At 51.8% G+C, this 24,452-nt stretch carries 26 protein-coding genes and 1 riboswitch; of the genes, 8 read left to right on the plus strand and 18 right to left on the minus strand.

What is annotated here, in order from left to right:
- Positions 1 to 66: 66 nt before the first annotated feature.
- The 3 genes from D3P07_RS18945 to D3P07_RS18955 form a co-directional block, all read right to left on the minus strand.
- Positions 67 to 1,596 (minus strand): MDR family MFS transporter, encoded by a 1,530-nt coding sequence (locus D3P07_RS18945; protein ID WP_119801822.1) that lies wholly within the window; start codon positions 1,594 to 1,596, stop codon positions 67 to 69.
- A 171-nt stretch (positions 1,597 to 1,767) separates the two neighbouring features.
- Positions 1,768 to 3,069, minus strand: a complete 1,302-nt coding sequence (locus tag D3P07_RS18950; RefSeq protein WP_119801823.1) for a nucleobase:cation symporter-2 family protein — start codon at positions 3,067 to 3,069, stop codon at positions 1,768 to 1,770.
- Positions 3,070 to 3,073: 4 nt separating this feature from the next.
- Complete coding sequence (locus D3P07_RS18955) at positions 3,074 to 3,682, minus strand: xanthine phosphoribosyltransferase (protein ID WP_119801824.1); 609 nt, start codon at positions 3,680 to 3,682, stop codon at positions 3,074 to 3,076.
- A 183-nt stretch (positions 3,683 to 3,865) separates the two neighbouring features.
- A riboswitch (purine riboswitch) is annotated at positions 3,866 to 3,968 on the minus strand.
- A gap of 202 nt (positions 3,969 to 4,170) precedes the next feature.
- On the opposite strand from D3P07_RS18955, the gene D3P07_RS18960 reads away from it, so the two are divergent.
- Entirely contained in the window at positions 4,171 to 4,794 is a 624-nt protein-coding gene (locus tag D3P07_RS18960; RefSeq protein ID WP_119801825.1) for a chromate transporter, read from the plus strand.
- A 32-nt stretch (positions 4,795 to 4,826) separates the two neighbouring features.
- A complete protein-coding gene (locus tag D3P07_RS18965) occupies positions 4,827 to 5,360 on the plus strand; it encodes a chromate transporter (protein WP_119801826.1) in 534 nt (177 codons plus the stop codon).
- Positions 5,361 to 5,558: 198 nt separating this feature from the next.
- Here D3P07_RS18965 and D3P07_RS18970 read toward each other — a convergent pair whose 3' ends face one another.
- The 15 genes from D3P07_RS18970 to D3P07_RS19040 form a co-directional block, all read right to left on the minus strand.
- Entirely contained in the window at positions 5,559 to 6,428 is an 870-nt protein-coding gene (locus D3P07_RS18970) for a carbohydrate ABC transporter permease (RefSeq protein WP_119801827.1), read from the minus strand.
- Between the two features lie 42 nt (positions 6,429 to 6,470).
- Positions 6,471 to 7,343, minus strand: a complete 873-nt coding sequence (locus D3P07_RS18975) for a carbohydrate ABC transporter permease (RefSeq protein ID WP_119801828.1) — start codon at positions 7,341 to 7,343, stop codon at positions 6,471 to 6,473.
- A gap of 67 nt (positions 7,344 to 7,410) precedes the next feature.
- Complete coding sequence (locus tag D3P07_RS18980; RefSeq protein ID WP_119801829.1) at positions 7,411 to 8,748, minus strand: extracellular solute-binding protein; 1,338 nt, start codon at positions 8,746 to 8,748, stop codon at positions 7,411 to 7,413.
- A gap of 98 nt (positions 8,749 to 8,846) precedes the next feature.
- Positions 8,847 to 10,385 carry a response regulator transcription factor gene (locus tag D3P07_RS18985; protein WP_119801830.1) on the minus strand — a complete coding sequence of 513 codons (1,539 nt, stop codon included), beginning with the start codon at positions 10,383 to 10,385 and terminating at the stop codon, positions 8,847 to 8,849.
- Positions 10,382 to 12,235 carry a cache domain-containing sensor histidine kinase gene (locus D3P07_RS18990; RefSeq protein ID WP_119801831.1) on the minus strand — a complete coding sequence of 618 codons (1,854 nt, stop codon included), beginning with the start codon at positions 12,233 to 12,235 and terminating at the stop codon, positions 10,382 to 10,384. The genes D3P07_RS18985 and D3P07_RS18990 overlap by 4 nt, the downstream gene beginning before the upstream one ends.
- A gap of 330 nt (positions 12,236 to 12,565) precedes the next feature.
- Positions 12,566 to 13,363, minus strand: coding sequence for an HNH endonuclease (locus tag D3P07_RS27155; RefSeq protein WP_182914398.1), 798 nt, complete (start codon positions 13,361 to 13,363; stop codon positions 12,566 to 12,568).
- A gap of 129 nt (positions 13,364 to 13,492) precedes the next feature.
- Entirely contained in the window at positions 13,493 to 14,644 is a 1,152-nt protein-coding gene (locus tag D3P07_RS19000) for an ABC transporter permease (protein ID WP_119801832.1), read from the minus strand.
- Between the two features lie 2 nt (positions 14,645 to 14,646).
- Entirely contained in the window at positions 14,647 to 15,747 is a 1,101-nt protein-coding gene (locus D3P07_RS19005; protein WP_119801833.1) for an ABC transporter permease, read from the minus strand.
- Between the two features lie 28 nt (positions 15,748 to 15,775).
- Positions 15,776 to 16,720 (minus strand): ABC transporter ATP-binding protein, encoded by a 945-nt coding sequence (locus D3P07_RS19010; protein ID WP_119801834.1) that lies wholly within the window; start codon positions 16,718 to 16,720, stop codon positions 15,776 to 15,778.
- A 119-nt stretch (positions 16,721 to 16,839) separates the two neighbouring features.
- The gene (locus tag D3P07_RS19015) at positions 16,840 to 17,970 is read right to left on the minus strand and encodes a sensor histidine kinase (RefSeq protein ID WP_119801835.1); all 1,131 of its coding nucleotides are present in this window, start codon (positions 17,968 to 17,970) and stop codon (positions 16,840 to 16,842) included.
- Positions 17,971 to 18,627 carry a response regulator transcription factor gene (locus D3P07_RS19020; RefSeq protein WP_119801836.1) on the minus strand — a complete coding sequence of 219 codons (657 nt, stop codon included), beginning with the start codon at positions 18,625 to 18,627 and terminating at the stop codon, positions 17,971 to 17,973.
- 261 nt (positions 18,628 to 18,888) lie between these two features.
- Complete coding sequence (gene aguB / locus D3P07_RS19025; protein ID WP_119801837.1) at positions 18,889 to 19,767, minus strand: N-carbamoylputrescine amidase; 879 nt, start codon at positions 19,765 to 19,767, stop codon at positions 18,889 to 18,891.
- Positions 19,768 to 19,797: 30 nt separating this feature from the next.
- Positions 19,798 to 20,832, minus strand: coding sequence for an agmatine deiminase family protein (locus D3P07_RS19030; RefSeq protein WP_119802039.1), 1,035 nt, complete (start codon positions 20,830 to 20,832; stop codon positions 19,798 to 19,800).
- A 135-nt stretch (positions 20,833 to 20,967) separates the two neighbouring features.
- Entirely contained in the window at positions 20,968 to 21,552 is a 585-nt protein-coding gene (locus D3P07_RS19035) for an alpha/beta fold hydrolase (protein ID WP_119801838.1), read from the minus strand.
- A gap of 7 nt (positions 21,553 to 21,559) precedes the next feature.
- Positions 21,560 to 21,769, minus strand: a complete 210-nt coding sequence (locus tag D3P07_RS19040) for a LysR family transcriptional regulator (RefSeq protein ID WP_259391591.1) — start codon at positions 21,767 to 21,769, stop codon at positions 21,560 to 21,562.
- Between the two features lie 32 nt (positions 21,770 to 21,801).
- Here D3P07_RS19040 and D3P07_RS19045 point away from each other — a divergent pair, with 32 nt between their 5' ends.
- The 6 genes from D3P07_RS19045 to D3P07_RS26750 all read left to right on the plus strand — a co-directional run bounded on the left by D3P07_RS19045 (position 21,802) and on the right by D3P07_RS26750 (position 24,422).
- A complete protein-coding gene (locus tag D3P07_RS19045) occupies positions 21,802 to 22,047 on the plus strand; it encodes a hypothetical protein (protein ID WP_147384541.1) in 246 nt (81 codons plus the stop codon).
- A gap of 3 nt (positions 22,048 to 22,050) precedes the next feature.
- Positions 22,051 to 22,608, plus strand: coding sequence for an ABC transporter permease (locus D3P07_RS19050; RefSeq protein ID WP_119801841.1), 558 nt, complete (start codon positions 22,051 to 22,053; stop codon positions 22,606 to 22,608).
- A 2-nt stretch (positions 22,609 to 22,610) separates the two neighbouring features.
- Positions 22,611 to 23,081, plus strand: coding sequence for an ABC-2 family transporter protein (locus tag D3P07_RS19055; RefSeq protein WP_182914400.1), 471 nt, complete (start codon positions 22,611 to 22,613; stop codon positions 23,079 to 23,081).
- A gap of 44 nt (positions 23,082 to 23,125) precedes the next feature.
- On the plus strand, positions 23,126 to 23,413 hold the full coding sequence (locus tag D3P07_RS19060) for an ABC-2 family transporter protein (RefSeq protein WP_119801843.1): 288 nt from the start codon (positions 23,126 to 23,128) through the stop codon (positions 23,411 to 23,413).
- Positions 23,414 to 23,428: 15 nt separating this feature from the next.
- The gene (locus D3P07_RS19065) at positions 23,429 to 24,055 is read left to right on the plus strand and encodes an ABC transporter ATP-binding protein (protein ID WP_119801844.1); all 627 of its coding nucleotides are present in this window, start codon (positions 23,429 to 23,431) and stop codon (positions 24,053 to 24,055) included.
- 184 nt (positions 24,056 to 24,239) lie between these two features.
- On the plus strand, positions 24,240 to 24,422 hold the full coding sequence (locus tag D3P07_RS26750; protein ID WP_147384542.1) for a type 2 periplasmic-binding domain-containing protein: 183 nt from the start codon (positions 24,240 to 24,242) through the stop codon (positions 24,420 to 24,422).
- The last annotated feature ends 30 nt before the right edge of the window (positions 24,423 to 24,452 follow it).

Consider the following 24,452-nt stretch of genomic DNA (forward strand, 5'->3'; position numbering starts at 1 on the left):
AAATTATGAAATCATTTCACAAATAAAAAAAACGAAGAGCAATAGGCTCCTCGTTTCTTCTTATTCTTAATGCGCCGCTGCGTAAGCCTCCGACTCCGCCGCAGGATCATGCTTCTCTCTGCCCATGAAGCATGCTGCGCCTACAGCCAGCAAGGCCGGGATAAGCCCCCACATGAACACTTCCGTTATGGAGGATGATACGCCCGATAATAGCCTCTCCAGAATGCCTTCCGGTATGGCACTGCGCAGCGCAGGCTCCATGAGCACATACGGATCCTTCGGATCAATGCCCTGAGGCATCGCGTCAGTCCCGCCCTGGAAAACCGCCGTCAATCGATTCGTCATCACATGACTTTGCAGGATGCCGAATACCGTTATCCCCATCATCATGCCGAAGGAGCGCAGGAAATTCAGTGTAGCGGTAGCCGCTCCTCTATGAGCAGGAGCGATTCCATGTATAGCTGCATTCGTAAGCACCGAGAAGGAAGCGCCAATGCCAAGCCCGACAATAATCATATACAACGTAACCACAAGCCTGGAGGAGTCTGCCGAAATTGTCGTCAATAATCCAAGCCCTACCACCAATAGTGCCAGCGTAGAGACCAGAATCACCCGGTAAGACAGCTTCGCCATCACAAAACCGCCCAAGGTAGCCGTCACGACCGTTCCCACCATCATCGGCAGCAGCATCAGACCGGAATTGGTTGCCGTTCCGCCCAAGACACCTTGAATGAAAATCGGCAGATACACCGACGCCGCAATAAACGCCGCACCGCTAAGCACCGCAATGATCGTACTGGCCGCGAACAATCGAACCTTGAACATACCGAAGGAAATAATCGGTTCCTCGGCCCGTCGTTCCGCGATGATGAAGAGGATGAAGAGTACGGCAAAACCCGCTAGCAAACCGATAATAGGCAGTGACGTCCAAGCCAGCAGCTTTCCTCCCAACTCCAAGGCGAACATCAAGCAGATAATCGCACCAACAAGCGTAATCGCACCGAACCAATCGATTCGTCCGGCATTTCGGACAGCGGATTCCTTATAGCCTCTGGCAACCAGAAAGAACGACAAGACGCCAATCGGCAAGTTCATATAGAAGATCCATTGCCAGCTTACATAGTCTGTTATGAATGCGCCCAGAAGTGGACCGAATATGCTCGACATGCCGAATACCGCACCGAACAGCCCCATGAGCTTGCCGCGATTCTCCGGCGCCACAGCGTCAAGGAGAATGGTGAACGTGATCGGAACAAGCGCGCCAGCACCAATGCCTTGAATCGCACGATAGATGCTCAGTTCAACAATTGACCCTGCAGTACCGCATAACATAGAGCCAATCATAAACACGATCATGCCGAACACAAAAAAACGTTTGCGTCCGTACATATCTGACAGCTTGCCGAAGATCGGCATACCCGCCATCTCCGCCACCATATAAGCAGCCGTCACCCATACAAAATGATTCAGTCCTCCCAGTTCTCCGACAATCGTCCCCATTGCAGTGGCGACAATCGTATTGTCCATCGACGCCATCAGGATCGCAAGCAGAAGACCTGCTACGACCAGACCTGAACTTTTCTTTGATACATTCATCCTTATCTTCCTCTCCACATATCATTTCTTGATTGATCTCAGTTTAGAACACTAAGACTGACAACTGTGTGTCAGTGTTTGCGGAGGAAGTAAGCAAGAAATAAAAAAAGCCTTTCCTCCGCTCAAACGGAGAAAAGGCCTGCTTTTCTTATCTCTTAAAAAACAGAACATTTATGCTTCGCTGACCTGCACGTCTGCCGGCTGATCCGCTTCCTTCGTCTTGGAAGACAGCAGCAAGTTCAGCAGAATCGCCGTAACGGAGCCCGTTACGATGCCGTTCTCCAGCATCATTTTCGCGAATTGCGGAAGCTCTCCGAAGATTTGAGGCACAGTAGCAGAGCCCATGCCTACCGCAATGCTGCAGGCTACAATCAGCAGATTGCGCTCATCGCGCAGGTTAATGCCTGCAAGAATATTCATGCCCGATACCGCAACGGAGCCGAACATGACAATCATCGCGCCGCCGAGCACCGCGTTTGGAATGATAGTCGTAATGGCCGCCAGCTTCGGCAGCAAGCCCAGAATGACCATGATGCCGCCAGCTGCGAAGATTACATCGCGCGTTTTCACCTTGGTCAGCGTCATCAAGCCGACGTTTTGCGAGAAAGCCGTATAAGGAAAAGCGTTGAAGATCCCGCCAAGCGTAATCGCCACGCCCTCAGAGCGTAATCCGTTCACGATTTGCTGCTTCTCTACCTTCTGATCCGTCGCTTTGCCTACAGCCAGATACACGCCCGTAGATTCCACCATGCTGACAATATTAACAAGAATCATCGTAATAATAGCTGTAATGCTAATCTGCGGAACGCCAAAATAGAAGGGTTGAACGACGCTGAACCATGACGCGGCTGCCACGTCTGAGAAATCGACAATGCCCATGAAATAAGCGATAACTGTACCTACCACAAGACCGACCAGCACGGAGATGGCACGAAGGAAGCCCTTTGCGAAACGGTTCACAACTAGAATGACGACCAGCGTAATCAACGCCAGCAGCAGGTTTCTCGGCATGGCATAGTCGGGCATGCCTTGTCCGCCTGCCACATTGTTCATCGCTACCGGGATAAGAGACAGACCAATAATAGTAACGACCGTACCCGTTACTACCGTCGGGAAGAAACGCAGAATCTTGCCATATAGTGGCGCTGCCAGAATCATAAAGATTCCTGAAATAATAATGGCGCCGTAGACAGTCGCCAAGTTCGACGCCAAGCCAATGGCGATGATCGGGCCAACCGCCGTGAACGTACAGCCCAGCACGACCGGAAGCCTGCTGCCAAAGTATTTGCCGCCCCATACTTGCAGTATTGTCGCGATTCCGCAAGTGAATAAGTCAGCGGCAATGAGATACGCCATTTGGGTTGGCGTTAATCCGAGCGCCTGGCCTACGATAATGGGAACAACAACTGCTCCCGCATACATGGCAAGGACATGCTGGAATCCTAGTGTGACCACTCTTTGTTTGCTTAACATGCTGCTATGCTCTCTCCTCTTCAAGCTGTCTAGTTCCGGTTTCCTCTATGAAATGAACCTCGCCCGGCCTCATCGCCGCAATTCGCGCCAAGGAATGAATCCGCACGCCCTTCGCTTCCAGCAAGCCTCGTCCCTCCTGGAAGCTCTTCTCGATGATGCAGCCGACGCCAACGAGCTCCGCACCAGACTCTCTCACGATATCGACCAGACCGACCAGCGCAGCGCCTGTCGCAAGAAAATCATCCACAATAAGCACTCGATCGCCAGCATTCAAATAGCGCTGATCCACGCTCACCTGATACGTTTCGCCGCGTGTGAAGGAATGGACTGGAGCGACATACACCTTGTCCGATTGCGTAACCGCCTTTTTCTTCTTCGCATAGACGAATGGCACGCCCAGGGCAATACCGGCCGCCATCGCGAACTGAATGCCGCTCGCCTCGATCGTCAGCACCTTCGTAATCTTATCTCCTCCGAATACACGCGCGAACTCGCGCCCCGTCGTAAGAGCAAGCTCCGTATCGACCTGGTGGTTCAGGAACGAATCGACCTTTAATACCGTCTCCGACAGGATCGCTCCTTCTCGGCGTATACGCTCTTCAAGCTCTTTCATCTTCTGTCATCTCCCCTTGGCTGCATAGCCTGATTCACTCGAACGCATCTTAACTTCATGTTCCGGAAAAGAAAAAAAAGACAGCCTCCACTTGAGCTGGTCTACTCTCAAGTGAAGCCTGTCCTTCGGGATCGCAATCCGGTTCGCACACGCATGGCGAGTCCGCGAAGACGACCCTATCGTCTTGCTCCCGCACTCACTCATAGTCGGACAAATTATCGGTCATCCGGTAGAAACTCATGGGCCATATCCCCAAAATTATATGAGCTTATTCAATTATACTTTAGTATCGTACACACTTTGCGTTTCCGTTTCAAGAGGAAATTTTTATTTTCCAAATAATGATAATGAATATGAAATAATACTATTACACTAGGATTAAAGGGTATAAGAAAGCATGATACAATCCATAAAATACTGTTCCTTCCCTAACAAAATAATGTGAGTTATGATTAACTCATAAGCAATACAAAGGGGAATCAGAACTTATGCAACCAGACACTCAGCCCTCGATGTTACACCTGTTCTGGACGTTTCTTAAACTATCGCCCGTCTCCTTCGGAGGCGGTTATGCTATCTTTCCCGCGCTTGAACGCGAGATTGTCGATAAGCGCCACTGGATGAGCAGCGAGACGCTAACCGATACCTTGTCGCTTGCCTCCGCTGCTCCCGGCGGGGTTGGCGTGAATGCCGCTATACTGCTGGGCTACCGGCTTCATCACTGGCGCGGCGCTCTTGCCGCTTGCGCAGGATCGATTCTACCGTCCTTCTTGATCGTGCTGGCCCTATACGCCGTTTACGCCAAGATTGGCCCTTCTGCCAAAGCAGAGGCCGCACTGACAGGCATCACTTGGGGCGTCATGACGCTTATCCTGTTCTCTGCCTTCCGAATCGGCAAATCCGCCATCAAAGACCGCACAACACTTATCCTCCTGCTGTTGGCTTTAATTGGCTTATTGCTCGGACTCGCTCCCGTCTATATTATTGTGGCGGGCATCGCCACGGGGATGTTCTACGCATGGTTCCGGCGGAACCGGCGGGACATTCATGCAACAAGCAGCGTCGTGAAGGGCGGCAAGCAAGAGGATCCCGCATACATGTACTTCATTTAATCCAGACATCATAGAAAGGAGCGGAACTTCCCATGTGGTCCATGTTCTTATTTTTCCTGAAGCTGGGCTTCTTATCCTTCGGCGGGGGCTATGCGCTTATCCCCATGATCGAACATGAAGCCGCTAGTCGGCAATGGATGTCCAGCGACGCCTTCCTTGATCTGATCGGGGTTGCCGGCATGGCTCCAGGACCCGCAGCAGTCAACATAAGCACACTTATCGGCTATCAGACACATGGCATTAGCGGAGCTATTATAGCCTTGTTCGGATTGATTCTTCCCTCCGCTATCCTGACGCTCGTCTTGCTGACCGCGCTATACCGTCTGCATAAGCAGGCTTGGCTAAGTCGTATTCTATACGGTCTGCAACCTATCGTCACGGCGTTGATCCTATTCGCCGTATACAGGCTCGGCGTAGGCTCCCTGGACGGCTCAGTGTGGGATAAGCAACTGCTCGTCGGCATCTTTATCCTAGGCGCAGGCTGGATGATGCTGGTCCGCTATCGCATGCACCCGGTCTTCATCCTGCTGTTCTCCGCGATTGTCGGGGCTGCGTTCTTGGCTTAAGATAAACATCATGACGAAACCGCAAACGGAGCAAGTAAATATGGTTCCGATCGCTGCCGCTTCTCCACCATATTTACTTGCTCCGTTTGTCCAGCCATGTGTAGTTCAAATTAAAAACCGCTCCTTGTGGTGGCCAGACTGCCATTTCACAAAGAGCGGTTATTTCTTGTTCAAACGGGAAAAGACCCGGCAAAGGAATTAACCTTTGACCGAGCCTGCAACCATGCCCTTCATGATCTGCTCTTGGAAGATCAGGTAGATCACGATAGTTGGAATAACCGCAATGAACATGGCGCCCATCGTCAGTGCATAGTCAGTGCCGAAGCCGTCGGAGAATAGCGACAAGCTAAGCGGCAGTGTCTTGAGCGCCTGTGTATTGATGAACACGAGTGCGAACGAGAAGTCATTCCAGAATCGCAGGAATGCCAGAATCGATACGGTCGAGATCACCGGCAAACATAGCGGGAAGATAATGCGCCCGAACACGCCCCACCAGCCGTTGCCGTCGATCATAGCGGCTTCCTCAACATCTCTTGGAATGGACGTCAGATACGCAATGCCAAGGAAGATGGCGATCGGAAGCTCGAACGCTGTGTACGGCATGATTAGTGCCCAGTACGTATCCAGGATACCGACTTTATTCATGAAAATAAAGAGCGGTACAAGCGTACTGTGAATCGGAATCAGCATGCCGAGCAGGAACATCCCTTTCAGCAAGCCGCTAAACTTGAATTTGAACCGGGACAATGCATATGCGGCAAGCGTACCGATAACAATCGTCAGCACTAATGCGACAATCGTAACGATCGCGGAGTTGAGCATCGCTCTGCCCATATTGCCGAGATCCCATGCCCGAACAATATTATCGATTTGCCAGTGCAATGGCCAAGCATAAGGACGGTTGAAGAACTCTTGATTCGTCTTGAACGCGCTTATGATGAGCCAGTACAGCGGATATAGCGTAATGCCCGAGTATATAAGCAGCAGCGCTTTTAGGACCAAGCTAACCGGCTTCTTCCACGCGGCTGGTTTTTCGCCCGCAGCCTGCATTTTTGTCGATGCTTGCATAAGATTCACTCCTTTATCGGTCTAGTTAGACGTCAGACCGCCTTAGCTCCGTCTTTTTGTAATGATGTAGTTCAATCCAATAAGCAATGCGCTGATTAGAATGATCATGGTGGATACGGCGGAGCCATAGCCGTAACGATACACGGTAAAGGTGTTGTTGTACATGTAGGTTGCCAGAAGCTCCGTTGACTGCGCGGGCCCCCCGCCTGTCATGACAATAACATGGTCAAATGCTTTCAAGCTGCCCGAGATACAAAGGACGATCGCAACAACGACCATATCCCAGATCATTGGTAGCGTCACATAGAACAACTTCTTGGATCCAACTGCACCGTCGATTTTCGCTGCATCATTCACCTCGGAGGAGATGTTCTGAAGCGCTGCGATAAAGATAATCAGGTACGGACCGATGTTGGCCCAGTTAATCGGAATGGATACAGCGAACATATTGATTTTCGGATCGGACAACCATGCCCGTGTCCAGGAATCTAGTCCAAGCGTCTCCAGCAATTGATTCAGAATACCAATTTGCGGGTGATAAATGTAACCCCAGATCAGACCGACAACGACCGTAGACAGAACCATTGGCATGAATACCGCCGAGCGGATAATACGGTTAAAGAAAGAGTTTTTCAATAGCAGCAAAGCGAGAAGCAGCGCAATCGGCACCTGGCCGATAATGGCAGAAGCAACCAGAATCAAGTTGTTCTTCAGAGCTCTCCAGAATATAGGGTCTTGCAGCATCATTTCATAGTTTTTGAAACCGATAAACTTGGCGGAACCAAGTCCTTTCCAATCAAAAAATCCGTAGTACATGGACCAAATGATCGGGATAATCGCGAAAACGATGAAGATTAGTACTGCAGGAAGCAGCGCCAGAGCGACGAAGCTTCGGGTGCGCAATGATGACAGCATGGCGACAGCCTCCTTCAATCTTTATCGCGTAGCGCGCCTTGCGGCACGCTACGCGAATGGTTAGTCATTATTGAGTCGAGCGAGTTTGTGCGTCCTGCAGTTTCTTCGCTACGTCTTCTGGCTTGCCGCCCATCATAATTTCTTGCAAACCGTTGTTGATCGATTCAGCCGCTTCTGCGGAGAGGTAAGCGTCATATACCGGTGTGATTGTAGCTTCTTTAACTACATTGAATGCTTTCAGGTAAAGCGGGCTTACATTGGATTGCTCAAGATCCATGTTGTACATAATCATGGAGTTGCTCTCTGCAATCTTTTTCTGTCCGTCTGGACCGCTGATTGCATAGATCAATTCAAGAGCTGCGTCTTTAGCCGCTCCAGTTGTGTTCTTGCTCAGTGCGAAACCAGCGCCTGGACCACCAGAGATTGTGCCGGCTTTACCTGCTCCGCCTTCAATTGCTGGAATAGTCGTTACTTCAATAGGAGCTACTTGCTCTTCCGTTGCGGATGCCGCAAGGTTCGTAAGCGTCCATGCACCGCTGATCATCATTGCAGCGTTGCCTTGGATAAAGTATTGCTCAGCTTGTGTGTTGTCGATGCTGTTCGCACCGTCTTGGAATGCTTTGTTGTCTACCAGTTCTTTGAACTTGCCAAGTGCATCAACGAATACTTGATCTTGGAAAGAAGCTTCGCCTTTAACAGCTTTCAGGAACCAATCAGTGCCCGTTACACGGTCAGCCAGAGAACCAATGATCGTCGACTGTGCTACCCAAGGAGCTTTGTTGCCCAAAGCGATTGGCGTAATTTTGTTGTCGTTGAATGTTTTTACAGCTGCCATCAGCTCAGTCCAAGTTGTTGGCACTTTTACGTTATACTGCTCAAACAGATCTTTGTTGTAGTACAGGAACGATGTAGCGGAAAGTGCGATTGGAGCAGAGTAGATTTGGTTAGGCTCAAATGTGAAGCGATCGAATGCGCCTTCCATGAAGTTGCCTTTCCACTCTGGGTATTTCTCTTCAAGAGGTGTAATCGGTTGCAGCAAACCTGCGTCGAAGAACTCTTGCGACTGGCTGCCTGCATATACGAAGAATACGTCTGGCATTTCATTGCCCGCTGCAACTGTGCTCAGACGCTGGCGGTAACCGTCAACTGGAATCGCTTGCGCGTCAAGTTCAACGTTAGGGTTGTTTTTCTTGTACTCGTCAATCAGTCCGCGAACAGCTTGAGCACGAAGATCGTCGCCCGCGAAGTTATGCCAAATCGTCAGCTTAACTTTTTCTTTGCTGCCACCGTCAGCAGGCTTGTTGCTGCCGCCAGTGTTGGTGTTGTTGTTAGAGCCGCCGCATGCGGCTACAAGCAGGGAAATAAGCGTGATAAGCGTTACAACCAATGTAAGTCTCTTCTTCATTAGAGTAAGTCCCCCCTCGGTAATGTAATCTCAGTATAGTCAAGACACCGAGGTAGTCGTAGGGGGGAGAATTCAGATCGTAGGGGGTGAAATTTCACCTATTGTCCCCGATCACGGAAATAGGAGGGTGTTTCTCCTGTATACCGCTTGAACATCCGGTTGAAATGCTTCATATCCTCATACCCCACACGCTTGGCGATCTCGCTCACCTTCGCCGGCGTTTCCCTTAGTAGTCTGATCGCCCACTCAATACGGGCCTCGGTGACGAACTCAATATAGTTTTTCCCTGTTTCACGTTTAAATAACTCGCTGAAATAATTGGGATTCATGTGAACATATGCCGCAACCTGCGACAGGGTCAAGCTTTGATCCAGATGCTCGCGGATATAAGCGATCGTTTTGGCAATGGCAGAATTGCGGTCGCCGGACAGCTCATCATATTGACTCATAATGGAGTAGAGGATACTGCCCATCACTTCGGCAGGCCGCTTGGCCAGTTCATTCAGATCCAGACTTTCAAGCTGATGCAGCTCTTGAACAGACTGGCTGACGGAAGCGGCTGCCCGCTCCAGCCAGCGGAAGCCTGCCACCAGAAAGGAGTGAAGGTAAGATTTCATGGAGCCGGGTGTTGCTTCGGGGTCTTGCTTCACATAAGCCAGCGTGCTCTGAATCCAAGCGTCGAGCTTCTCCCGATCCTTGGAGCGAAGCACAGACGTCAGACTCGCCTCCTCCTCCTGGGAGCAGACGGTGCGCATGCCTTTGCGGTTCTTTATATCATCGTAGCGTATTAGCTTGGACTCGCCGGCAAGAAAACGGAATGTGGTAGCCTGCTCCGCAGAACGAAGAGCACCCCGCAGCTCCCTGACGTTAGCCGCGATTGAACCTGATGTCGCGAACAAGCGGCAGTCCAGAATACGCTCCGCATGCTCTACAGAGGCCTTGACCCTCCTCATGGCCCCTGACTGGTTCGAGCGGAAGATGAAGAGCCAGCCGCCATTCCAATCCAGAATGGCGCAATCCAGCGATTGGCGCAGCTTGTTGCCCAAAACGCCCAGCGCCTGCTCCTCCTCTGAGCTCACCGTCAAGTTGACTTCTGAGGTGACCAGCCATAACTCGAGCGACTCCCATTCCGAGGCCATGCGCAGCTCCGGATAATAAAGCAGGATGTTCTCGACCTCCTGATCGGATACCGGGGAATCGCCAACCAGCATTCTCTCGAGCAGCTTGGAGCGGAACGCCGTCTGATGAGCTTCAGCAGCCCGTTTCTCTATGATGCGCTTCTGGGCTCGCATCGCAGCCGCCATGATATCGCCAGGTCTGCTTGTCTTCAGAAGATAATCGCTGATTCCTTCCCGCATCGCTTGCTGGGCATAAGCGAATTCCTCATACCCTGACAGGATAACAATCTCCGTATCCGGGAAGTCCTGCTTCACCTCTCGGGCAAGATCCAGTCCCGTCTTACCTGTCATTCGGATGTCCGTCATAATAATATCGGGCTTCTCCAGCGGGATACGCATTAGCGCTTCCTCGGCGGAAGCCGCCGGTTGCAGCAAGGTGAAGCCGTTCTCCTCCCACTTGATCACAGTGCTAAGGCCTTCCCGTATAATGATCTCATCGTCTATGATCAACAGCTTCACGCTTGTCTCTCCTCCCCTTGGTCACGCCGGTCGTATCCCGATTGTTCTCGCTCCTTGCCATGCTCCTTCTCCCGTTCCTGTTCAAGCAGTGTGGAGGTCGTCGGGATCGTGAAGGTAACCTTCGTTCCCCGGCCTTGCTCGCTCTCAACCTGCAATCCGGCCTCCGGTCCGTAATGAAGCATAAGTCTGCTATGCACATTCCTCAGACCATAGCTTCCGCCTGTACCGATATTCTCTTCGGATTCCAGTCGGCTTGCTATGCGATCGCGCAGCTCCTCGACCCGCTCGGCTGGCATGCCGATGCCGTCGTCCTCCACGATAAAGGTCATAATCTCTTCTTCCGCCATCGCACGAACCGAAATATGCCCCAGCCCTTCACGCTTCAAGATGCCATGAATCATTGCATTTTCGATAAGCGGCTGCAGAAGCAGCTTCAGCATGCGCTTCTCCAGCAGCTCCGACGGGATGTCCGCTTCATATTGGAACTTGTCCGGGTATCGGATCGATTGAATATTGACATAATTATCGATATGCGAGATTTCCTGATTCACCGTGCAGTATTCCTGTCCGCTGTTCAAGCTGAAGCGCAAGAAGTCGCTTAAGGAGCCAACCATATCGGCAATCCGTCCCTCACCCTTCATTAAGGCCATCCAATGAACGGAAGACAGTGTATTGTACAGGAAGTGCGGATTAATCTGGGCTTGAAGCGCCAGCATGTCCGCTTCCTTCTTCAATGATTCGTTCTTCTTGACCTCATCCGTCAGGTTTTCGATTCTGGAGCTCATCCGGTTATAGCTAATAATGAGCTGACCCACTTCATCGATCGTCGTAACTGGAAGCGTAGGCAGCGGCTCGTCCGGGCTCGACTTCTTCAGGAACTTCGCCAGCGTCGAAAGCGGCTTCGTTACCTTCTGAATGAGGAACAGCACAAATGCGATGACGAACAGCATCGCAATGCTGACGGCAACCGCCGTTAACGTCAGGAAATACTGGTTCTGCGACTTATAGGCCTGAGCCGGAATGACGCCGACGATCCGCCAGTTCACGTTTTCCATGTCATAATAGAGAATGGTCTTTTTGTCGACCCCTGAGCCGTATTCCATCCAGCTGCTGGTCGACTTGAAGCTTTTGATGCCCGGATAATACGTCTCCAGCAGTTCATTCTTCGTGAATCCATCGGGTCCGGCCATAATCCGGTTGCTGCTGTCGAGCAGCAGGACGTCGCCTCCGCCCTCCAGGCCCGCTTGTTTCAAATGATCGGATATCACGCTTTGCAGCAAGCTTATTTTAAGCATACCCATGGTAGAATATTTGGTCGTGCTGCGAATCGGACGCGACATCGTAATCACATCCCTCGTCCCTTCCGAAGACGTCGTCTGGAGATGCACCGACGACCACCACTTGGAGTATTCATTATAATAATTCGGGAATTCCTCCGTCACATCCGTCCAGCCGGACTCCGTTACAGATTTCGAGGCGATAGCAGGCCTGTTGGATTCTGGCTCCACAATCGCATTCGCGATATAAGACTTCGATACCGCCATCGTCATCAGAAGCGCCGCTACCTTTCTCTGCAGCTGTCCATCCGTCTCCGGCGAACGCAAATAACTTTGAACGTCCTCATGTCCCAGAATATAAAGCGATAAAAACTCCGCATCCCGAACCATATTATCCAAGTAAGCTCCGAGCAGCGTCAGCGTATTCATGCCTGAGTTGATCGCCTTCTCCTCCGTCAGCTTCTCCGCAATGGAATACGAGAACAGTCCCAGGGAGAGCACCGGCACCAGTACCGATATAATAATTAGTAATGAAAGTTTATGTTTTAGCGATCTTCCGAGCCAATTGTCCATTGCGATCCCCCGCCGCTTCTCTAAGTATGACTATGTCACATAGCATGACATCATAGTAATGTAGTATTTTATCATAGCTTCAGAACCCGCGTAACCTTCGCAGTCTAGCGCCTACACCGTATTTATCGGAATGAAAGCGTTGTCACGATAAGCTTTTACGTTTTGTTTTATCTTTTAACCTAGTAAAGCATATCCCTATTTTCGCCTTCTGCTGCGAGTTTTTCAATAGCTAACGATATCCAGCCCATTCCAACGCATGGCAAAAAAGATCTCCCAGGCAAGGAGATCTTTCGCCAATGTATCGTTCAGTGTCAACTAGATGGCCCCCGCCTAATCCATGGTACGCATAAATTCATCTACGTCCCGGTTCGCCTTAAGCTGGTTGCATTCATAACAGGCACATACACAGTTAGCAGGTGTTGTATGTCCGCCCTTCGCCCGAGGCAGCTCATGATCAATTGTATCGCCATACTTCCCGCAGAATCGGCAGGTATAGTTGTCACGGGTCAGGATGAGCTGGCGAAATTCCTTGTTGCTGTAAAGCCTGCGAATGGTATGCCGGTTTACCACGACCGCTGCGCCTTCCCGTACCAAAACCTGCGCAAGCTCGTGCTCGATCTCCTGGTACCAGCGCCGTCCGTTATCAGTTTTCCCCCGCATTCGAATAAAGCCCTGCGCTGTCGGACGCAGGAATGACACATCCGTAGGGCTTTGCTTCTCCCGCTTGGGAGGCGCAGGCTCCGAATGCGAATGAGCTGCAGCTGCGCCTTGGCGCTTCAGAGCAGCACCTGCCCGCCGCCTCTTCCGGGACCGCTTCTTGCGCGCAGGCGACGCGGCAGCTCCGTCCATGATGCCGGCTTCAGGAGAAGGAGTCACCAACTGATTGTCTATAGGCTCAGTTGCATTCGCAACGGCAACAAGATCGGCACTTGCTCTGCGCGTAGCCGCTGTCTCAGGCCGCGCAGCTGCTCTGCCGCTCCGGCAAGCCCGACAGGTCCCCCGGCGTCCGTGTCTGCCGGGTCTTCGCCCCGTTCTGCGAAGAAATTCGCCAAGCGGCTTCATGCTGCCGCAGACGCTGCAACGTTTTTCATTCAATTGTGCTTGCGTATCCGTATCTAGTGTCGTCATGCCCTCAGTATATCATGACGGGCCTTTAAGTCGAAACGACATTCTTCCTTTTATGAAATAAGACAGGAGATAAACATAAGCTTTAACACACAACTCATAGATCGGAACGGCTGCTTCCATGATTGCTTCCTATACATATGTTCGGGCATGCTTGTTGTGGCCAAACTTATAAATCGCCAGCAGAGAAAACGTCACCGCGAAAGCAAGCAGTGTCAGCAGATTCATGGACAAGTCAGCTATTGCAGTACCCTGCTGAAGCTTGCTTATCGTATCCAGCAGCCAGCGCTGCGGCAGGAAATCTGCGATCATGCGCATCGCTTGAGGCATCGCATCAATCGGGAACATGCAGCCGGCAAGCAGGCAAGTCGTAATGATTAACGTATTCTGCATCGCGCTTGCCGCCATGGAATTGCTTGCGAAAGCGATGATGACCAAGGACAGAGCTACCGCCACCCAAGCAAACAGCAGCAAGACGGCAACCAGTTGCCAAAGCGGAAGGCCAGGCTCAATCCCAAAGCCGGCAATCATCACAACCAGCATAATGGCCATTTGCACCAGCAGCACAAGCATATTCACGGCCACATTGGACGCCACGTAAGCTTTGGCCGAGACAGGAGAAGCCAGCACCCTGAAGTACGTACGATTCTCCTTCTCCTTGATCATGAAAGCCGACAAATTAACGGCTGAGAACATCATGAAAATAATCAAGTATCCGATCGCGCGGTTTGTCATATCGCGCTGGGCCGATATGTCTGCCACTTCCTCCGACTGCAGCTGAAATTCCGCCGCCTTGTATTTGGCGTAGACCGTATCAAAGCTCTCCCCGCCGTTTTGCGTCCTCATGCCGATTGCCGTCAGATTCCCAATGTAAGGATCTAGATAGGAGCGCATATAAGATGCCGCCATGGAGCCTTCAAGAGCAACCAGTTCTATAGGAGACTCCGCTTTGCCAGCCTTAACCCCTGCAGAGAAGCCGCTTGGCAGGATGGCTGCCGCATCCAGTTCTCCCGCCAGCACGAGCGCGCGCGCCTCCTCTTCCTGAACGTCACTCCGTTCCACATGACTGATGCCATCCAGAAAATCGATCACATCCGCTGCTATCGGCTGCTCGCCATCCTGATTTACTACGCCAATTCGTACCGACACATCGCCTGACCCGCTATAGATGAGAAAGGCAAGCCCGATGCCGATGATCGGCGTGAGCAAATACAGCAGCAAGCTCTTGTAACTTCGCAGCATAGCCAGAGCCGTTCTCCGAATCAACCATATCGTATCTCTCATCGCTACAGCCCTTCCCTTCTTCTCATCATGACAGCCGCTATAAGGAGCATCACCACGGCAACGCCAAGATTAAGCGCGGATGCGGTTATAGCCGTTCCGGTCTCGCCACCGTAAATAATATCCAGCAACGCTTCATTAGACCAGGTAAGCGGCGAATAGGGCGCCAGCTTACTGACTAAATCCCCGTTATCTTCAATGCGGTAATAGGAGCCTCCGAAGAAGCACGCCAACTGGATGATCGTCATAACAACAATGCCGGAAGCCTTGCCTTTGACGATATAGCTGATCCCGAGACCCAAGCTTAGTGCAAAGGCGATCTCCGAAAGCAGCACGAGCCCGACCATAGGAAGATTGTCGCCCCAATTCGCATCGTACATATATTTGCTGATCAACATAATGATCGCGACAAATCCTGCATGAAGCACCATCGTGCCCAATATCTTGCCCACAAAGATCTCGCCCTTCGAAATCGGAGAGGCTAACAAACGAGTGGCTGTATTGCGCGTTCTCTCGCTGTCGATCAGATTTCCAGCCGTTGCAGCGCTATATAAAATAATCATGGTCGTAACCGCAATCGCAAAATAGTCCATCGCTCCCGGCATGTGCGAACCTTGGAGAGACGTCTCCTTCACATAGCTTCCTTGCACCATGCTCTCTGGTTCCGGCGCAGCCCCAGCCAGGCTCAGCCTATAGCGATCGGCAAATGCCGACAGGACACCGCTTACCATGCTGTTCTCCACGCTGCTTCGGCTGTTGCCATAATAGTGGACGCCGGATTGCTTCAATGCTGCATATCCGGAGTATCTGCCATCTCGCACCCCTTCCATCGCTTCCGAATCGCTTCCCTCGAACCTCTCGAAGACCATATGCTCTGTACCGGATTGGCTCAGCCACAATTCCCAATTCGCACCGATCGAGCCGTCCTCGCTATGATCCGAATAGACGACCCGAATATCGCCAATTGCAACGCTGCCGTTAAAGGCGCTGGACAACATCGAGCCCATGATCAGCATGAGCAGCACAGGCGTAGCCAGCATGAATACAAGCATCCTCACATCGCGAAACGTCAATAACTCCTTGACTGCTATCCGCCATATGTTCATGAATCATCCCTCCTTTCCCGTATCGATGTTATGAATCCCGTAAGCTTCTGCCAGTCAGCGTCAGGAATACCGTCTCCAGACTTGGCTGACTCTCCTCCACCGAGCGTATCTCGATATCTGCCGCCATCAACTGTTGAATAATGCGGTTCAGATTGTTTACCTCTGCATCGGTGCTGATGCTCACGCTATTCTGCTCATCATTGATTATGACAGCCCGTACTCCGGCAATCTCACTCAGCTTTCTTGTATCAAGACCCGCAGCAGAGCGAACATCAATGCGGATATCCTTCTGGTCGGTAATAATGGATTTCAACTGTGCCTTCGTTCCCTCCGCAATCACCTTGCCGTGGTCGAGAATCGCGATCCGGGTACATAGTTCCTCGACTTCCTCCATGTAGTGGCTCGTGTAGATGATGGTGCTTCCCATTTCGTTCAGCTTCCGCACCGAATTCAGAATATAATTGCGGGATTGGGGATCAATGCCGACCGTCGGCTCATCCATTATGATCAGCTTCGGACGGTGGGCGATCGCACAGGCAATATTCAGCCTTCGCTTCATGCCGCCGGAGAAATCTCTCGGATAGCTGCGATGCTTGTCACTCAAGCCTGTGAACGCCAACGCCTCCTCCGCTCTGCGCTTCAACTCCCCACCTCTTAGACCATATAATCCGGCAAAAAAATGAACATTCTCATAAGCGGTCATATCCTCATAGATCGCAAGTTCCTGGGGCACGATGCCGATATTGGACCTCGCGAACTTGCTGTTTTTGGCGATATTTTTGCCCAGCAGCTCGATTTCGCCTTTCGTAATGGGAATGAGTGAAGCAATCATATGAATCGTTGTGCTTTTCCCCGCTCCATTCGCGCCTAGCAGGCCGAATATTTCGCCCTCTTTAACTGCGAGTGTCAATTGATCCACTGCTGCGAATTCCCCGTATTTTTTGGTCAGCTTTTTCAATTGCAATACGTTCATCGCTTATCCTCCCGCTTCGTTTTCAACCTACGTTCATCATATAAAAAAGGGATGAACCTGCGAAGTGCACAAGTTCATCCTTTATCCATGAGAATCTTCATGGTCCGCACATGAACCACTCATGCGCTTGCTAACGGAATAAGCGTCGTGACAGTAAAGCCCTTGGACCCGTCCACAATAATCTTGCCGCTTACGGCAGCCGTCCGCTCCTCCATGCCGATCATTCCAAGCCCTTTGATTACCTTGGAGGCGCCTGCGCCATTATCGCTTACGCTAGCTTTGATCATCGTATGCAGCACTTGGATATGAATCGATACAGCAGTGGCTTCCGCGTACTTCACCGTATTCGTCAGCGCTTCCGTTACATTCTGCTGAATGATGCGCCAGTGGAGCGGCTCAATCCGATCCAGATCCCCCTCATGGGTTAACTGCGTCTCCATCTCATGCGTGGCAGCGAATTCATCCGCCAGCACTCGCATCCGATTCATGCCGAGCTGTTCATTGAGCGGCTTCATGCTCTTGAGCACCTGGCGAATCTGCTCAATGCCGTCCTTGGAAATATGGATGGCATTCTGAAGCAGCTCAGCCGACCTCACAGCGTCTGTCGCATACAGCCGCTTCGCGGCTTCCATCTGGATCAGCGCTCCGGTCATAGAGTGGCCGATCCGGTCATGAATTTCCTGCGAGAGCCGATTGCGTTCCTCCAGCTTGAACATATATTCCGACTGTCTCCGGTGCTCCAGACTCTCCTGCAGCTGCCTCTTCAGCCGATATTGCTCTTCCCGAATCGATTCCAGCGTGCTTCGGTAAGCCCTGCTCTTGTCGGCATAGACTGACAGAACCGCAAGAAAGAGATAGCTTACAGCTGCTGCCAGCCCATAGCTGGCATACAGCTCCTTCGGAAGCAGAAGTATCGGGGCCAGCATCAAAAGCAGAACAGGCGCAGGATGCCGCAGCATAGGTACGGCGAGCTTGTGCAGGTTCACGGGAATCAGCAGTGTCAGTATCGGATTCAGTTCATAGGATATAGCGATGATGAACAGGACGGACACAGCGGCGCCTACCCGCTGCATGGTGACGGAACGCATAATATGAGTGAAGAGATCCAGACTGATATAGAGCAGAATAGCAGCCGTATACCAGCCGGTTAGCCCGCTCACGGACAGGTTGATGGAGCCCGTCACATAGAGCAGCAGCACAAGCTTGAACAAGAGCGTCCAATTCTCCGGCCGTATCTCGCGCTCCTTCACTTATTTGCCCTCGCCCGTCAAATAATAAATCGCGATCTGCGTCCGATGCTCCAGTCCCGTCTTGCTTAATATGGAGGTGATATGGTTAGCTGCGGTACCTTCAGATATGTACAGCTGCTTGGAAATCTCCTTATTGGACAAACCCTTCGCAATAAGCGCCATAATATCCAGCTCTCTTGCCGTGAACAGGGCTTTGTCGATTTTCTCTCCCGCCACCGGAGACTGCTCTTGCCCCCTTGCCGTCATCAAGCCGGATGCCAGCTTGTTCAGCACGACGTCCTGCAGTACATGATGTCCGTGATACACGGTGCGAATCGCATCCCGAATCCGCTCTGGATCATTGTTCTTCAACAGATAACCCTTCGCGCCGTTGCGAATGGCATCCTGAATAAACTGGTCATCGTCGAAGGTCGTTAGGATAAGCGCTTTGGCCCGTGTTCGCTCGGTGATCAGCTTGGTCGCCTCCACTCCGCTCATGACCGGCATCTGCACATCGAGCAGCGCAACATCTACCTCATGGGACTCGCAATAGTCGACAGCCTCCCGGCCATTCTGCACCGTTGCAATCACCTCGAACTCTTCGAATGTTGATAATATGATTTTCATGCCTTCTCTAACAAAGGAATTATCATCTGCGATCAATACTTTAATCTTCATAACGCTTCACTCTCCCGTTCGAAGCTCCTCAGTCTGCTCACAGCTTATCGCACCCTCTAACGGTTTGTAAATAACCGGCATTATTCGCTCAGGGGAAAGGCGGCACGAGCGAGTCAGCCCGGACAAAGCACCCTTGGCACCCCGCAGTCCTTGGATTTTCACGCATACCTGCTTGATGAAGTGTAATTACCTAATGCTGCTGACGCCATATCAACAAAAAAACCTCCCGGCCAACGGCCGGAAGGTTTACGTGAGCGTATATTACTTGATACGAAGCTCGCCATCATAGGATCCGATAATGCCGTACAGATCCGGTCGGCGGTCGCGGAAGATGCCCCACTCGATGCGCTGCGTCTCCAGTTGATCCAGATCAAACTCCGCTACCAGCACCGTCTCCTCGTTGCGGCCCGCTTCCGCAACCTTGTTGCCTTGAGGACCTGCGATAAAGGACGAACCGTAGAACGTAATGCTGGAATCCTCATCGGATTCCAAGCCTACGCGGTTCGATGCAATGACAGGCACCAGATTGGATGCGGCATGGCCCAGCATGCACATTTGCCAATGATCCTTGGAATCGATCGATCCATCCTGAGGCTCAGAGCCGATGGCTGTTGGGTAGAACAGAATTTCAGCGCCCATAAGCGCCATGCAGCGCGCAGCTTCCGGATACCATTGATCCCAGCATACGCCGATGCCGATTTTGCCGTAACGTGTATTCCATACCTTGAACCCTGTATCGCCAGGATTGAAATAGAATTTCTCTTCATAGCCCGGGCCGTCCGGAATATGGCTCTTGCGGTATTTGCCCAGTACTTCGCCGTCTGCGTCAATGACTGCCAGCGAGTTGTAACGCGCGTTGTTCTTCTTCTCGTAGAAGCTGATCGGAAGCACAACCTGCAATTCCTTCGCTACTTGGCGGAAGTGATTGATCGCCGCGTTCTCTTCCAGCTCCGTCGCGTAGACGTAGTAATCCGCCTTCTCCTTCTGGCAGAAGTAAGGCGTCTCGAACAACTCCTGAAGCAGGATGATTTGGGCGCCTTGCTTGGCTGCTTCGCGCACCAAAGCGTCTGCCTTGCGGATGTTGTCATCTCTATCGGTAGAGCAGCTCATTTGAGTAGCCGCTACTTTTACTTTTCTCATAGTCGTATTGCCTCCTCTTCCATAATTCGATTATGCCCGGCCTGCCGGCATCTGTTGCGTCGTGCAGTGAACATTGCCGCCCTCGGCGATAATCGCCATGCCGTTCACCTTGCGGATTCTGCGTTCAGGGAATGCTGCGGCAAGAATCTCCTCCGCCTTGCGGTCCGTCTCTTCGGACGCGCCGCCGAATACCGGCAAAATGATACCGTCATTAACAAAATAGAAGTTCAAGTAGCTCAGCGTCAGGCGCTGGCCTTCATATTCGGTGTACGGAGGCTGCGGGATCTCAATGATCTCCAGCTTGCGCCCCTTCGCATCGACGGCGTCGCGAAGAATTCGCAGATTCTCCTGCGTGATTGCATAATTCTCATCCGAAGGATCGTCGCATACTTGAATAATGACTTTGCCCGGCGCTGCGAAGCAAGCGATATTGTCGACATGGCCGTCCGTCTCGTCGCCGCTCAGACCGCGCTTCAGCCAGATGATTTCGTCCACGTTCACGAATTGCTTCACATGGGCTTCGATCTGCTCACGCGTCAGCTCCGGATTGCGGTTCTCGTTCAGGAGGCATTCCTCCGTCGTCAGTAGCGTGCCTTCTCCGTCTGCATGAATCGATCCGCCCTCCATGACAAGCGGTGCGTCGAACTGACGAACGTCGACATGCTTCAGCACTTGCGGCGCTACCGCATCGTCTAGGTCCCATGGCGAATATTTGCCGCCCCAAGCGTTGAAGCCCCAATTCACCCCGGCAAGCTCATCCTGCTCGTTCAGCAGGAATGTCGGCCCGTTGTCGCGGAACCAGGCGTCATTGTGCTGAATCGGCAGCAGCTCCACGTTGCCATTGCCTGTGAAGCGAGCGCCTACCCGCTCCAGGTCGTCCGGGTTAACGATAACCGTAACCGGCTCGAATTCGGCAATCGCCGTAATAATCTCGGCGTAACCTGCCATTACTTCCTCATATTGCTCCGGATATACCATCGAATCCTGAACGGGCCAGGACATAAAGGTTCTTTCATGTTGTGCCCACTCAGCAGGCATTCTATAGTTCAAATCTCTAGGATTCATCTTGTCCTCCATTATCATATCCATAATAGGCATGAATGGGATTACCCCCGATTCACCATCCTATCATATAACAAAAAAACGCCTGTCACAATGGATGTTAACGGGCGTTTTATCGCTATTTGCCGATGCAGGCTGCTATTCCGATCGGAGCTCCGCGAGAAAGCGAAGCAAGAGATGATTCACATCATCCGCATGCTCTATTGTCAAGGAATGACTGGCTCCAGGGATAACATGCACATGCAAGCCCGGTATCAGGCGTTTCGCTCTTGCCACAACTTCAAGCGGAGGATAGATCACTTCTTTGTCGCCTACGAGAAGTAATGTCGGCACCCTGTACCTGGAGAAATCCTCCGGCTTGAACGAAGAGGGCATAAGCTGAAGCAAAGGTTTGGCATTCTGGTAGCCGGCAATCACTTGACTTCGGAATATGGGATCAAGCGGCTGGCCCGTTCCCGAGAACCAGCGAAAAGCACGATCTATCCTTTTCTCAGTCCGCAGCAACAGCGCTGGATAGATCTTGGCAAAAAACTTGAGCGACATGGGATGAAAACTTCCTGCAGGCGCGAGTAGAGCCAACGAGGTTAGTTGCTCTGGGTGGGCCAGCCCATAATTCAGCGCCAAATAACCTCCCATCAAATGTCCGGCAAGATCAATCTGATTAAGACCCAATCCCTCTAATACAGTCTGTAACCAATGATTTGCTTCCTCTCTGTTTTTGATAGGGGCATTAGGCTTGCTCTATGTAAGCGAACAATGTCCTGCCTTCGCTGGTCAGTGACACGCCTCGCGGCGTCCGGTGGAACAGGTTCGTCTGAAGTGAATCCTCCAGCTGCTTGACGGCAAGGCTCGCACTGGGCTGGGCCATGTGCAGCTGTTGGGCCGCCTTGGATATGCTCCCTGCTTTTGCCGTGTAATAAAAAATGCGATACAGCTCCAAATTCACCACGCTTGGAAAGGAGGACTCACCGTATGATGACACATTTCTCTTTGTTTGCCATGTTCGCCATGACCGCATTCCGTATGAATAGCGTGTACCGCAGCAATACAGCCATCCTTGCCCTGGGCTCGTTCCTGAAGCTATTCGTCCTGATGAGCGTATGGCAAGGCTTGTTCCGCGGGAAAGAAGCGATAGGTGGCATCACCTACAATGACATGATGCTCTTTGTCCTCATTAATCTGCTGGTCGGCACCCTGACTTACTCCCGCATCGGCTGAACGATTGGAGACAAGGTCATCAGCGGCTCGATCAGCACCGATCTCATCAAGCCTGTATCCTTTAAGTCGTATATGATCGCGGACCAATGGGGCGAGAATATGTTCCGCTTTCTCTTCAGCGCCGTTCCGGCCTGCGTGATCTACTTCGCCTTCATGAGCGTCCCGACGATTGCGGCCGACCCCCTGCGAATCCTGCTTTTTGCCATTAGTGTCATCTGCGGCATTGTGATCATCTACCATATCCATTACTTGCTTGGCCTCACCAGCTTCTGGACGGGCAATGCCTATTATATCGACTGGTTCATGAAGGCCTTCTATGAGCTGTTTGCCGGCACCTTCGTTCCGTTATGGTTCTATCCGCAATGGCTGCTGCACGTCGGCACATTCCTGCCCTTCCGGCTCGTCACCTTTGAGCCCATCGCCATCTTGGCCGGGAAGACGGACTTGGAAGGAGCGCTTGGCATTATCGCCCTGCAAGGCTTCTGGATCGCCCTTCTCCTGCTGCTGGAGAAATGGGTATGGTCCCGGGCGCAGCACAAAATATTCGTTCAAGGAGGCTAGCTATGGAATACGCATCGCTGTATTGGACTTTCATCCGTATCAATATAAAGGCCAAGACCGAATACCGGGCGGCCTTCCTGCTTACCTTTCTGTCCCGCGGCATTGTATGGAGCACTGAATTCGCTTTGATCTGGGTGCTGCTCTATCGCTTCGAATCGATTGCCGGTTGGGGACAATACGAGGTTATGTTCCTGTACGCCTTGAATCTGACGTCCTATTCGATGGCGGCTTTCTTCTGCTTCCATCCCTTCACCAAGCTGCCTGCCAAGGTTCAGTCCGGCGAATTCGACGAGCTGCTGACCAAGCCGATGAATCCGCTGCTCTATCTAATGAGCCGCGAGTTTACCGCATCCTACTTCTCCAACGTCGCCTTCGGGCTGCTGTTCATCGGCATCTGCATCTATCATTTGGATCTGTCGCTAGGCATATGGGATTATGCTTTTTGTTCGCCACGCTCATTGGCGGCATGCTGATTCAAGCCTCTGCCTTCATCTATACCGCAATCCCGTCCTTCTAGATGGTGCGGAATACAAGCCTTGCCCAGTTGTTCCTGCATGATTTTAAAGACTTTATCCGTTATCCGGTATCCATCTATCCGGCATCGATTCAGATCGTGCTGACACTGGTCGTACCGTATGCCTTTATTAACTTTTATCCGGCGCAATATTTTTTGAACAAACAAGACTTCCTGCTGTTTCATCCCGTCTTTCAATATTTGACACTAGCTGTCGGAGCCGTGTTGTTCACCGGTGCAATTCTGCTATGGCGATGGGGAATCAACCATTATCACAGCACAGGTTCTTAAAAAGGAGACTATACGATGATCGAAGTTCATGACGTGTCCAAAGCCTATCGGGTGAACCGGCCGCGTGAGAGCGGCTGGCTCGCCTCCGCCCAATCCCTGTTCTCCCGCGCATATGAGTGGAAGACTGCGGTCTCCGATCTTTCCTTCCATATCAAAGAAGGAGAACTCGTCGGCTTCATCGGCCCGAACGGAGCCGGCAAGTCCACGACGGTCAAGATGCTGTCCGGTGTGCTCACGCCTACCTCCGGCCGCATTCTGACCAATGGAATCGAGCCAAGCCGGGACCGCAAGAGAAACGCGATGCATATCGGTGTCGTATTCGGCCAGCGCTCGCAGCTGTACTGGGATCTGCCCATGGAGGATACGTTTCGGCTGTTCCAACGCATGTACCGTATTGAGCCTGACGTGTTCCGCCGCAATGTAGAGTTTATGGTGGAGCTGCTGGAGATGAAGGGCTTCTATCGGACGCCGATCCGGCAGCTTAGCCTGAGGCAAAAGATGAGGGCGAACCTTGCCGCTTCCCTGCTCCATGATCCCAAAATCCTGTATCTGGACGAACCCACCATCGGGCTCGATGTCATCGCCAAAACCAATATTAGACGATTTCTGAAAGAATTGAATGCCGAGAAAAAACAACCGTAATCCTGACCACGCATGATATGGACGATATTGAGGAAGTTTGTGAACGTCTTATGATGATTGATGAAGGACAGATCATCTATGATGGCGGCCTGCAATCTTTCAGCCGTCAATACGGGGGAGGAACCTTGCTCGAAGTAGAGTATAGAGGCAATGACACTATTGTGGAGGATGCCGTAAGCAAGTTGTGGCACATTCAGGCCAACTCGTCATGTACCAATTCGACCGAAGCGACGTCTCGCTGGGCGAAGCCGTCAGCCTGGTTACGAGGCAGCACAATCTCCGCGATCTGCGCCTGAGAGAACCCGATCTCGAGAGGACGATCGGCATGATTTACGCCCGGAATAAAAAAATGCGCGAGCAGGCTTAAGTATGATCTCTTGCATAGCGCGAAGGGGAG

The organism is Paenibacillus sp. 1011MAR3C5, assembly GCF_003591485.1.
GTDB lineage: Bacteria > Bacillota > Bacilli > Paenibacillales > Paenibacillaceae > Pristimantibacillus.

Excerpts from the sequence above, each read along its gene's own strand:
- D3P07_RS18950 (WP_119801823.1), bottom strand. The coding sequence starts at position 3,069 with ATGTTAAGCAAACAAAGAGTGGTCACACTAGGATTCCAGCATGTCCTT.
- D3P07_RS19020 (WP_119801836.1), bottom strand. The coding sequence starts at position 18,627 with ATGAAGATTAAAGTATTGATCGCAGATGATAATTCCTTTGTTAGAGAA.
- D3P07_RS18990 (WP_119801831.1), bottom strand. The coding sequence starts at position 12,235 with ATGGACAATTGGCTCGGAAGATCGCTAAAACATAAACTTTCATTACTA.
- D3P07_RS18960 (WP_119801825.1), top strand. The coding sequence starts at position 4,171 with ATGCAACCAGACACTCAGCCCTCGATGTTACACCTGTTCTGGACGTTT.
- D3P07_RS18975 (WP_119801828.1), bottom strand. The coding sequence starts at position 7,343 with ATGCTGTCATCATTGCGCACCCGAAGCTTCGTCGCTCTGGCGCTGCTT.
- D3P07_RS19010 (WP_119801834.1), bottom strand. The coding sequence starts at position 16,720 with ATGAACGTATTGCAATTGAAAAAGCTGACCAAAAAATACGGGGAATTC.
- D3P07_RS18970 (WP_119801827.1), bottom strand. The coding sequence starts at position 6,428 with ATGCAAGCATCGACAAAAATGCAGGCTGCGGGCGAAAAACCAGCCGCG.
- D3P07_RS19030 (WP_119802039.1), bottom strand. The coding sequence starts at position 20,832 with ATGAATCCTAGAGATTTGAACTATAGAATGCCTGCTGAGTGGGCACAA.
- D3P07_RS27155 (WP_182914398.1), bottom strand. The coding sequence starts at position 13,363 with ATGACGACACTAGATACGGATACGCAAGCACAATTGAATGAAAAACGT.
- D3P07_RS19000 (WP_119801832.1), bottom strand. The coding sequence starts at position 14,644 with ATGAGAGATACGATATGGTTGATTCGGAGAACGGCTCTGGCTATGCTG.
- aguB (WP_119801837.1), bottom strand. The coding sequence starts at position 19,767 with ATGAGAAAAGTAAAAGTAGCGGCTACTCAAATGAGCTGCTCTACCGAT.
- D3P07_RS18945 (WP_119801822.1), bottom strand. The coding sequence starts at position 1,596 with ATGAATGTATCAAAGAAAAGTTCAGGTCTGGTCGTAGCAGGTCTTCTG.
- D3P07_RS18955 (WP_119801824.1), bottom strand. The coding sequence starts at position 3,682 with ATGAAAGAGCTTGAAGAGCGTATACGCCGAGAAGGAGCGATCCTGTCG.
- D3P07_RS19060 (WP_119801843.1), top strand. The coding sequence starts at position 23,126 with ATGGTGCGGAATACAAGCCTTGCCCAGTTGTTCCTGCATGATTTTAAA.
- D3P07_RS18980 (WP_119801829.1), bottom strand. The coding sequence starts at position 8,748 with ATGAAGAAGAGACTTACATTGGTTGTAACGCTTATCACGCTTATTTCC.
- D3P07_RS19005 (WP_119801833.1), bottom strand. The coding sequence starts at position 15,747 with ATGAACATATGGCGGATAGCAGTCAAGGAGTTATTGACGTTTCGCGAT.
- D3P07_RS19065 (WP_119801844.1), top strand. The coding sequence starts at position 23,429 with ATGATCGAAGTTCATGACGTGTCCAAAGCCTATCGGGTGAACCGGCCG.
- D3P07_RS18965 (WP_119801826.1), top strand. The coding sequence starts at position 4,827 with ATGTGGTCCATGTTCTTATTTTTCCTGAAGCTGGGCTTCTTATCCTTC.
- D3P07_RS19045 (WP_147384541.1), top strand. The coding sequence starts at position 21,802 with ATGATGACACATTTCTCTTTGTTTGCCATGTTCGCCATGACCGCATTC.
- D3P07_RS19055 (WP_182914400.1), top strand. The coding sequence starts at position 22,611 with ATGGAATACGCATCGCTGTATTGGACTTTCATCCGTATCAATATAAAG.